Origin of the sequence: Rahnella perminowiae, assembly GCF_019049755.1 — a bacterium.
Lineage (GTDB): Bacteria > Pseudomonadota > Gammaproteobacteria > Enterobacterales > Enterobacteriaceae > Rahnella > Rahnella perminowiae.
Genome location: NZ_JAFMOS010000453.1, coordinates 1 through 10,012, shown reverse-complemented (window position 1 = coordinate 10,012; position 10,012 = coordinate 1). Strand labels below are relative to the sequence as shown.

Genomic DNA, 10,012 nt, shown 5'->3' with positions numbered 1-10,012 from the left:
GATTAATGCTCATGGTCACGTTTTTAATTAAACAACATGCACCGATGAAGTATTGGTTGTGCCGCTCTGAACCAGGGCGCCAGAAACCATCACTACGATATCACCTTTCTGTGCCAGACCGCTTTCGATAGCCGCTTCTTTACCGATACGGTAGAAGTCGTCAGTGGAAGCAATCTCTTTGACCAGCTGAGTCACAACGCCTTTGGTCAGGATAAGCTGACGTGCAGTGATTTCGTTAGTGGTCAGGGCAAGGATAGTCGCATGCGGGAAGTATTTACGCACGGCTTTTGCTGATTTACCGCCGCTGGTGGCAACGACGATCAATGGCGCGTCCAGTTTCTCAGCAGTTTCAACAGCACCACGGCATACAGCTTCTGTGATACGCAGCTTACGGTTGTCATTCTGGCCATCAATGCGACTCTGCATCACGCGGTCAGTACGGTCACAGATGGTTGCCATGATAGTGACAGCTTCCAGCGGGTATTTACCTTTCGCACTTTCGCCAGACAGCATCACTGCGTCGGTGCCGTCAATGATGGCGTTCGCTACGTCGCCAGCTTCTGCACGGGTAGGGCGTGGGTTTTTGATCATGGAATCGAGCATTTGCGTTGCGGTGATAACCACTTTGCGTGCACGGTTACATTTCTCAATCATCATCTTCTGCGCGAAGATCACTTCTTCAACCGGGATTTCAACGCCCAGGTCACCACGTGCAACCATGATGCCGTCTGAGGCTTCGAGAATTTCGTCGAAGTTGTTCAGACCTTCCTGGTTTTCGATTTTGGAGATGATCTGGATGTGTTCGCCACCGTGTGCTTTCAGGTGCTCACGAATCTCCAGAACGTCAGAACGTTTACGGATGAAAGAAGCCGCGACAAAGTCAACGCCTTGCTCACAGCCGAAGATCAGATCACGTTTATCTTTTTCAGCCAGCGCTGGCAGTGCGATAGAAACACCTGGCAGGTTGACACCTTTGTTCTCACCCAGATCGCCGTTGTTCAGTACCTTACAGGTCACTTCGGTTTCGGTGACATTTGTCACTTCCATACCAATCAGGCCGTCATCGACCAGAATGGTGTTACCGATTTTCAGGTCAGCAGCAAAGCCCTGATAAGTAACCGCTACGCGTTCGGTGTTACCGATAACGCTTTGATCGGTGGTGAAAGTATAAGTCTGACCCGCAACCAGGGAAGCATCTTTGCCGCCTTCCAGTTTCATGGTGCGGATTTCCGGACCTTTAGTGTCCAGCAAAATGGCCGCTTTGTGACCGGTCTTCACCATCACGTTGCGGATATTTTGAATGCGCTGGCCGTGCTCTTCATAATCACCGTGAGAGAAGTTCAGACGCATTACGTTCATGCCTGCATCAAGCAGTTTGGTCAGCATTTCTTCGGATTCGGTTTTCGGACCGATGGTACAAACAATTTTGGTCTTTTTCATGACGATTTTATCTACAAGTTGTGATGGATTGGAAAAGCGTTTGCCTGACAGCGGTGCTGCCCGCGCGGAATTGAGGTCTTGCCTGGTTGAATCAAATCATTACTAAGCGTAGAAGACTGTGAAAGGAATGGTGTAGTAAGTTCAGCCAAAGCATAGCGATTTGTGCGATTTATCATCGCTACCGGAGTGATCACGCTTTTGTAATTGCGATATCGACAGATCAAGGGGCTGAAACCATTCAATCGAAGAGACGATGCGTATTATAGAGGGGAACCGGGTGGGAAACCAAATAAAAAACGTGATGCGGCGCAAGCTTAGGGCAGATTTCGGAACGTTGTTTTGAAATTATCCAATGCGGGCAGGGTGGAAAGCGGAAGAGATAACGGTTTGTTCACGCTATTGCAAAAAAAGGAACAGACAGGAAATAATCTCAAATAATACAAACGGATGACTTAACATAAATTCACGCACGAATCTAAAGTGTCGTCAGAAGTGATTTCAGATTGTTCAGGGAGTTTACGGCAGAAGGGAAGGTTCAGAAGATTGCTTTGGTGCGTCCGAGTGGACTCGAACCACCGACCCCCACCATGTCAAGGTGGTGCTCTAACCAACTGAGCTACGGACGCACAATATGCAATGGTCTTGCTAAGAAAGATGGTGCGTCCGAGTGGACTCGAACCACCGACCCCCACCATGTCAAGGTGGTGCTCTAACCAACTGAGCTACGGACGCATCGTTTTTCTTTTTCGTCAGCCAGTGTTGGCGACGGGGACGAATATTAACGACCTCTCTGAGTACTGGCAAGGGAAAAAAGACATTTTCCTGTCATAATGTGTGTGACTGCCGACCTTATGTGCATTGCGTTGTTTTTTTAGACATAACAGCCAGCACAAAGGCTGAAAAATCCGTGCGCCGGTACACATATGCACAGCGCACGGAAAAGCCGCGGGATTAACGGCCCGCTTTTTGCAAAATAGTATAAGAGGGTTGTTTTTGTAACCAGCGCATCCGCAATGTCATCATCAGCGCGGCAAAAGTCAGCCCCAAAATAAACCCGCACCAGAAACCGCTTGGCCCCATTCGCGGAACCAGAATATCCGTCAGTCCGAGGGTGTACCCTACCGGCAGACCCAGCACCCAGTAAGCGACGAACGTAATGTAGAAGATCGAACGTGTATCTTTATAGCCCCGCAAAATGCCACTGCCGATAACCTGAATCGCATCTGAAATCTGAAACAACGCAGCAAAGATCAGCAGATGGGAAGCCAGCGTGACGACTTCCGGGCTGTCATTATAAAGTGAGGCGATATGCTCGCGAAAAATGATGGCCGTCACGCTTGTGCAGCAGGCCATCATTATCCCCGTTCCGATACTGGTATAGGCTGCAACCTTTGCGCCTTCAACCGAAGATTCACCTAAACGCGACCCTACGCGAATAGTGGCTGCAACACCTAAAGACAGCGGTATAACGAACATAAGCGAACCGACGTTCAGCGCAATCTGGTGACTGGCCACGGCAACAATCCCCAACGGGGAGACCAGCAGGGCAACGATCGCAAACAGTGTCACTTCGAAAAATAATGCCAGTGCGATAGGCATACCCAGCTGGATAAGGCGACGTAGTGTCGGCCAGTCGGGTTTCGCAAACCGTGAATGTGGCTGAGTGTCACGCAGTGCACGATTGCGGCGGACATAAATCCGCATCATGAAGAACATGACCCAATACACTGTGCCCGTCGCGACACCACAACCGACACCCCCGAGTGCGGGCGCGCCGAACTTCCCGTATATAAAAATGTAATTAACGGGAATATTGACCAGCAGGCCGATAAAGCCGAACACCATGCCTGGTTTGGTTTTTGACAAACCTTCACACTGGTCACGCAGCACCTGGAAAAATAAATAGCCCGGCGCGCCCCACATAATGGCATGCAGGTAGCCGACGGCTTTTGCTTTCAGCTCAGGATCAATGTTATGCATCAGGCTAAGAATATGGTCGCACTGATACAGCACCGCGATGATCAGCACCGAAACACCCGAAGCCAGCCAGAACCCTTGCTGAACCTGATGACCAATTTTATCGCGACGCCCGGCACCATTTAAATGCGCGACAGTGGGGGTCAGTGACAACAGTAAACCGTGTCCGAATAAAATCGCCGGCAACCAGATTGAGGTGCCGACAGCCACGGCAGCCATGTCCGTGGCACTGACCGAACCCGCCATTATTGTGTCCACTACGCCCATGGATGTCTGCGCAATTTGCGCAAGGATGACCGGGATGGCAAGCGCTAACAAAACCCGCGCTTCTGCAAGGTACTTCTGCACAGATACACCTTTTTATTTGATTATATTGAATAAAAAATGCCATGACAGATGGCATGGAGCAGAGGGAAATAGTCCGAAGATTGTACATTGTCGGTATTTTTAAGCAAACAAAGCTGTTAATGGTCAGTTAAATAATGAAATTGAAGCAGACGGTGCTATTTCTTATCGCAGAGAATTGGCTTTCAATTAATTCTGCGGCAAACTGACCGGAGTGACGTTTTAATACAGCAGTTTTAAACATTGAGGAAAAGGCTATGTTTACCGGAATTGTACAGGGAACCGGCACGGTCGTATCGATCGACGAGAAACCTAACTTCCGTACCCATGTGGTTCGTTTACCTGAAAATATGCTGGATAACCTGCAGCTTGGCGCATCGGTGGCACACAATGGTTGCTGCCTGACCGTCACTGAGGTTAACGGTGATCTGGTCAGTTTTGATCTGATGAAAGAAACCTTGCGTCTGACGAATCTCGGTGAACTGAAAGAGGGTGATCCGGTTAATCTGGAACGTGCCGCGCGATTTAATGATGAAATTGGCGGGCATTTAATGTCTGGTCATATTATTTGCACGGCAGAAGTGGCAAAAATCCTGACCTCAGAAAATAACCGTCAGATCTGGTTTCGCATGCCGCATGAAGATTTGATGAAATATGTATTACATAAAGGTTATATCGGTATTGACGGTATTAGTCTCACTATCGGTGAAGTGACCCGCACCCGTTTTTGTGTGCATTTAATTCCGGAAACATTGCAGCGCACGACGTTGGGCACAAAACGTCTGGGTGACAAAATTAATATCGAAATCGACCCGCAAACCCAGGCGATTGTCGATACGGTAGAACGTGTATTAGCCAGCCGTGAAGCGGCTATCGCCACGGCGCAGGCGATGATCGATAAAGCGCAATAGCATCTCAGGCTTTTTATTCGAATAAAAAATGGCGTGCATAAAAAACCGGACGATAAATGTCCGGTTTTTTTTATTGGCAAACCGAAGATCATCAGCGTGGTACGCGGATGCCCCCATCAACGCCTTCCGGGCTGAAGACAACCTGCCACAACTGAATATCCCTGGCGCGGAAAGCCCCGGCGCAGGCATTCAGGTAGTAGGTAAACATACGGTGGAAACGTTCACCGTATTTTTCCGCCAGTTCCGGCCAGTGTTTCTGAAAGCGTTCATTCCATGCCATCAGTGTGCGATCATAATCAGCGCCAATATTGTGCCAGTCTTCCATCACAAACAGTGACTCGCTGTTATGTGCAATTTGCTGAACAGAGGGCAGACAGCCGTTGGGAAAGATGTATTTATCAATCCACGGGTCGACATTAAGGTCTGTTTTGTTAGAACCAATGGTGTGCAGCAGGAAAATACCGTCAGGTTTAATATTGCGTTTGGCGACATTAAAATAGGTCTGATAATTTTTCGGACCCACATGTTCAAACATCCCGACAGAAACAATACGGTCAAACTGATCATTCAGGTCACGGTAATCCTGCAGCAGGATAGTGACATCCAGCCCTTCACAGCGTTTTTGAGCCAGTTTTTGTTGTTCAGCAGAAATCGTGACACCTACAACGCTTACGCCATAATTTTTGGCGGCGTACTCAGATAACCCACCCCAACCGCAACCGATATCCAGCAGGCGCTGTCCCGGTTTTAATTGCAGCTTGTCGCAGATCATTTTGAGTTTTGCTTCCTGCGCTTCTTCAAGCGTAGTGGCTTCTTTCCAGTAGCCGCAGGAATATTGCATGTAGGGGTCGAGCATCAGCGTAAATAAATCGTTGCCCAGATCATAATGCTCTTTGCCGACAATCCACGCCCGTTTGCGCGATTGCAAATTAGTCAGGCGTGCTGCGGCGACACGTAAAGTATCTTTGAAATGGTGGGGCAGTTTATTTTCCAAACCGGCACGGATAACACGCTGGAAAAAGATATCCAGACGGTCGCATTCCCACCAACCGTCCATGTAACTTTCACCGAGGCCCAGAGAACCTTCCTGTAAAACACGCTTAAAGAAGTCAGTGTTTTTTACTTTAAGGTCGAAAGGACGATTACCGTTTACCTGAATATCTGCCATCGCCAGCATCTCACTGGCGATCCGATACCATTGATTGTCCTGAATGCTTTGGTCTTCTATACACGATGAACTCATAGCTTCTCCATCACTTTCTCTTCTGACTTATTAACCTGCCGGGAAAAGCAAAGGCTATTTTTGCAGGTCTTTATGAGAACAGACGACTAGCGTCTCGCCCGATATTCGACACCAACAGAGGAAATTAAGAAGAACGCCTGCGCGCCGGAAGACGGGCAGGAAAATCATCCGTGAAAAGTATTCAAAAAATAAGTGTGACACCGTCCGCGCGTCTGGCTTAAGTATGTAATAAAAGTTTTGTAAAAATGCTATTTTATTTAGTTTTGTTGAGTATAGGCTCGCTGGCAGGCATTCTCAATAGTAAATCGTAATCAATGAAAATGCCCGCTAAGTGACTGTTACATTAGGGTATTATCACTGTTGATTTGCATGCAGAGTCTGAGTTTCCTGCTCCGGTGGCTGCTCATCGTCTCGTACATTTTTATGCTGTAAAGAGAGCCAGCGGCCCAAAACTACCAACAATAGTGTAGACAGCATGATCGTGACTGTCGCCATGAGCGGGTGCACAATAAATGCGGAAACCAGCATGCTGGCAAGGAAGCAAAGCCCAAGCTGCAAGGTATTCTGCAACGCTGCCGCCTTACCTGTATTAGCAGGAAATGGCATTAATGCATTTGCGACAACAATTGGATAGGTTGCACCATTCACCAAAGCCATCAGACAGAAAGGGATCAGCAAACTTGTCAGCCCGGCATCTGTGAACATAGCCACACAGAACAAGGCCACCATACTGATGCCGTAACCAGTCAGTAACCATGGCAGAATTTTATTGCCGTCCAGCCTGTTGATCAGAACACGGCAACCAAAACCACCGAGCAGGAAAGCGATAGTCTGCGGAACATAGCTCAGCCCGATGGCACCGGGTGAATAGCCCATATCGCTCAGGATAAACGGTGAGCCCGTCAGCCACGCAAAGAAACCCGCTGAACAGGCGGCATAAATCATGACATTCCCGCTGTAAACAGGCGATTTCAATAAAGTCGTAAAGCCGGTTTTATCTGCCTTTGCGTCTTTTGCCGGTTTGTTTTCACGCAGAGTCAGCGTCGTCAGCACTAAAGCGATGGCAACGACGGTCAGCAGGGCAAAAATAGCTTCCCAGTCAAAATGATTGAGCACCCAGGCACCCAGCAACGGTGCAAGAGCCGGAGAAAGCGCCACTAACGGCATAATGCTGGCAAAAGTTTTTTTTGCCACATCGGCAGAAAAACGGTCAACAACGATAGCCTGCCAGGTGACTGCGGCAGCACACACGCCTATGGCCTGTAAGAAACGCAGAGCCAGAAGAGCGCGTACATTCTCAACCCAGATAACACCCAGACAGCCGAACGCAAAAAGTATCAGACCAAGAAGCAATACCGGTTTACGGCCGATTCTGTCCGACAGTGGCCCCCACAGCAACTGACCAACAGCAAATCCACCGAGAAAAATGCTCAGACTTGCGCTGATCATCCCGGGGCTGGTCATCAGACTGGTTTGCATGGCACTGAACGCAGGCAGATACATATCGGTGGCTAAAAAGCCCAGCATGCTCAGACCCGCAAGATAGAGCATAAATCCAAAGGAGGGTTTCATTATTGTCTCGTTAATTTATTTATTGCAGATGATGTGACGCAGATTTCATACCGGGGGCGGAGTTTAACGCTTTGATAACAGGCTTGTGAAACGTTAATATTTGCACTCTGCTATCAAAAAAATTGAAGGCTGGATTATGTGGTCAGAATACGCTCTCGAAGTGGTTGATGCTGTCGCAAGAACCGGCAGTTTTAGTGCAGCTGCGCAGGACTTACACCGTGTGCCTTCTGCCATCAGTTACACCGTCCGCCAGCTTGAACAATGGCTGGCCGTGCCGTTGTTTGAGCGTCGACATCGTGACGTAGTGCTGACGCCAGCGGGAAAGGTTTTTGTCGATGAAGCACGGGTTATGACAAAAAAAATGATAGCCACCCGCCGGCAGTGTCAGCAGGTGGCGAACGGCTGGCGCGGCGAATTACGTGTGGCGGTCGACCGGATTGTCAAACCCGCACGGACACGGCGTCTGGTGCTCGATTTTTATCGCCATTTTGCGGATACCGAACTCATTATTCACTCGGAAGTGTTTAACGGTGTCTGGGATGCGTTGGTCGACGGGCGTGCAGACGTGGCGATCGGCGCTACGCGCGCGATACCGGTTGGCGGGCGCTTCAGTTTTCGTGATATGGGATTTATGGACTGGCATTGTGTCGTCAGCCCGCAACATCCGCTGGCGCAGCTATACGGTGCGCTGAACGATGATCAACTGCGACCTTATCCGGCATTGTGCCTGGAAGATACTTCCCGGACATTGCCTAAGCGTGATACCTGGACGCTCGATAACCAGCGGCGTCTGGTCGTGCCGGACTGGACCTGTGCGCTGGAATGCCTGACTGAAGGATTGTGCGTGGGTATGATGCCGGTTCACCGGGTCATGCCGTGGATTGAACAGGGAAAATTACAGGTGCTGGCACTGGAGAATATATTCCCTGACAGCCCGTGCTGCCTGACGTGGGATCAAAGCAATCCTTCACCTTCACTGAGCTGGCTGTTGGAATACATGGGCAATACAGACACCATGAATCAGGAATGGCTGCGCGATTAGAAAAAACGCCTGCACAGGCAGGCGTTTGTTATTTGTTAACGACGGTAATCGCGGTACGGGCCGTCGGCGACTGAACGGCGCTCGACCAGTTTCGGATGCACTTCGATGGTCTGGGACTCTTCACGCTTACTGACAATTCTGTCCAGTAACATCGTAAAGGCCATTTCACCCAGACGTTCTTTCGGCTGATGCACGGTTGTCAGCGCCGGGGAGAAGTAACGGGCGTTACGCACATTGTCGTACCCGATCACGGAAATATCCTGAGGAACGCGAAGGCCGAGTTCGTCTGCGGCACAAATTGCACCCATTGCCATCACATCGCCGCCGCAAAACACGGCAGTCGGACGATGCTTTTGCATCAGAATCTTATGCATTGCCTGGTAGCCAGACTCTGGTTCGAAATCACCCTGAACTACCCATTCGTCACGAAGAGGAATATTGGCTTCAGTCAGTGCTTTCACAAAACCCTGGAAGCGGCCGCCGCCGGTATTACGCGCCAGTTGCCCGGGGATCACGCCAATATCACGATGACCGCGTTCAATCAGATAACGACCGGCCATGTAACCACCTTCGAAAGCGTTATCGATAATGCTGTCGGTAAAGTTCTTGCGTGCTTCACCCCAGTCCATGACCACCATGGGAATCGAGCGGTACTCTTCGAGCATATTGAGCAATTCATCAGGGTATTCCGCGCACATCACCAGCAAGCCGTCGACGCGTTTTTGCGCCAGCATTTGCAGGTAGGCCTGTTGTTTCTCCAGGTTATTATGCGAGTTACACAAAATCAGCGTATAGCCTTTGGAGAAGCAGCTGTTTTCCACGGCTTCAATCACTTCGGCAAAATAGGGCGCTTCGCTTGAGGTGGCCAGCAGGCCGATGGTTTTAGTGTTATTGACCTTCAGACTGCGGGCTACAGCACTCGGAGAGTAATGTAACTCTTTGATTGCAAGGAGAACCGCTTCTTTGGTTTCTTCGGCGACGAAACGTGTTTTATTGATGACGTGCGACACGGTTGTAGTGGAAACGCCAGCGCGCTTTGCGACATCTTTAATCGTTGCCATGTAAACAATGACTCCTGAACTCACGTGCTTCAGCACGTTAGCATTATGTTAATCGTTTGCCTGCGAGGATTTAACTGCTGGCTTCTCAAAGGGCAGTGAAATCATTGGGTGGATTTTTCAGAATGAGGCGCGAAATGCTCTCGGGTGAAATCGACCGGCACACAGACGTGTTAACCGACAATTTTCTCTTATAATGCAGGAAAGTGGAAGCAAAATTCTCAGGAACGCATTGTCATTCAACACAAGATTTTAAAGGTTAATTATGAGAAAATGCGTTGGCACACAATGAGTGTGGTATTAAGAAATGCCACAATTTGATCCGAAAGGGGGTTTGATGGACAGCAACCTGAAATTATCGTTGATCACCACGGTATGCGCTTTGCTTATGATTATCGCTTTCAGCTTCACTGCAATAATGAAC

At 49.3% G+C, this 10,012-nt stretch carries 8 protein-coding genes and 2 tRNA genes; 3 read left to right on the top strand and 7 right to left on the bottom strand.

Annotation, left to right across the window (positions count from 1 at the left end; translation table 11 throughout):
- Positions 1-27: 27 nt before the first annotated feature.
- From pykF to J1785_RS07775, 4 genes are all read right to left on the bottom strand, one after another.
- Positions 28-1,440: a pyruvate kinase PykF gene (gene pykF, locus J1785_RS07790; protein WP_129951704.1), complete on the bottom strand. Its 1,413-nt coding sequence runs from the start codon at positions 1,438-1,440 to the stop codon at positions 28-30.
- A gap of 549 nt (positions 1,441-1,989) precedes the next feature.
- Positions 1,990-2,066 (bottom strand) — tRNA-Val (locus J1785_RS07785).
- Between the two features lie 29 nt (positions 2,067-2,095).
- A tRNA-Val gene (locus tag J1785_RS07780) sits at positions 2,096-2,172 on the bottom strand.
- Between the two features lie 219 nt (positions 2,173-2,391).
- Positions 2,392-3,765 (bottom strand): MATE family efflux transporter, encoded by a 1,374-nt coding sequence (locus J1785_RS07775; protein ID WP_129951703.1) that lies wholly within the window; start codon positions 3,763-3,765, stop codon positions 2,392-2,394.
- Between the two features lie 254 nt (positions 3,766-4,019).
- Between J1785_RS07775 and J1785_RS07770 the strand changes: the two genes are divergently transcribed.
- Positions 4,020-4,673 carry a riboflavin synthase subunit alpha gene (locus tag J1785_RS07770; protein ID WP_129951702.1) on the top strand — a complete coding sequence of 218 codons (654 nt, stop codon included), beginning with the start codon at positions 4,020-4,022 and terminating at the stop codon, positions 4,671-4,673.
- A 91-nt stretch (positions 4,674-4,764) separates the two neighbouring features.
- Here the strand turns inward: J1785_RS07770 and cfa are convergent, their stop codons facing one another.
- Together cfa and punC are read right to left on the bottom strand one after the other, a co-directional pair.
- Positions 4,765-5,916: a cyclopropane fatty acyl phospholipid synthase gene (cfa, locus tag J1785_RS07765; protein WP_129951701.1), complete on the bottom strand. Its 1,152-nt coding sequence runs from the start codon at positions 5,914-5,916 to the stop codon at positions 4,765-4,767.
- A 354-nt stretch (positions 5,917-6,270) separates the two neighbouring features.
- The gene (gene punC / locus J1785_RS07760) at positions 6,271-7,488 is read right to left on the bottom strand and encodes a purine nucleoside transporter PunC (protein ID WP_217219169.1); all 1,218 of its coding nucleotides are present in this window, start codon (positions 7,486-7,488) and stop codon (positions 6,271-6,273) included.
- Between the two features lie 136 nt (positions 7,489-7,624).
- Between punC and punR the strand changes: the two genes are divergently transcribed.
- Entirely contained in the window at positions 7,625-8,530 is a 906-nt protein-coding gene (gene punR, locus J1785_RS07755) for a DNA-binding transcriptional activator PunR (RefSeq protein WP_217219168.1), read from the top strand.
- A gap of 35 nt (positions 8,531-8,565) precedes the next feature.
- Here the strand turns inward: punR and purR are convergent, their stop codons facing one another.
- Positions 8,566-9,591, bottom strand: coding sequence for an HTH-type transcriptional repressor PurR (gene purR, locus J1785_RS07750; RefSeq protein ID WP_129951698.1), 1,026 nt, complete (start codon positions 9,589-9,591; stop codon positions 8,566-8,568).
- 304 nt (positions 9,592-9,895) lie between these two features.
- Between purR and cydH the strand changes: the two genes are divergently transcribed.
- Positions 9,896-10,012: cytochrome bd-I oxidase subunit CydH (gene cydH / locus J1785_RS27020; RefSeq protein WP_129951697.1), on the top strand; the 117-nt coding region annotated here is incomplete at its 3' end.

Coding starts and splice junctions, on each gene's coding strand:
- J1785_RS07770 (WP_129951702.1), top strand. CDS start 4,020: ATGTTTACCGGAATTGTACAGGGAACCGGCACGGTCGTATCGATCGAC.
- punC (WP_217219169.1), bottom strand. CDS start 7,488: ATGAAACCCTCCTTTGGATTTATGCTCTATCTTGCGGGTCTGAGCATG.
- purR (WP_129951698.1), bottom strand. CDS start 9,591: ATGGCAACGATTAAAGATGTCGCAAAGCGCGCTGGCGTTTCCACTACA.
- cfa (WP_129951701.1), bottom strand. CDS start 5,916: ATGAGTTCATCGTGTATAGAAGACCAAAGCATTCAGGACAATCAATGG.
- punR (WP_217219168.1), top strand. CDS start 7,625: ATGTGGTCAGAATACGCTCTCGAAGTGGTTGATGCTGTCGCAAGAACC.
- pykF (WP_129951704.1), bottom strand. CDS start 1,440: ATGAAAAAGACCAAAATTGTTTGTACCATCGGTCCGAAAACCGAATCC.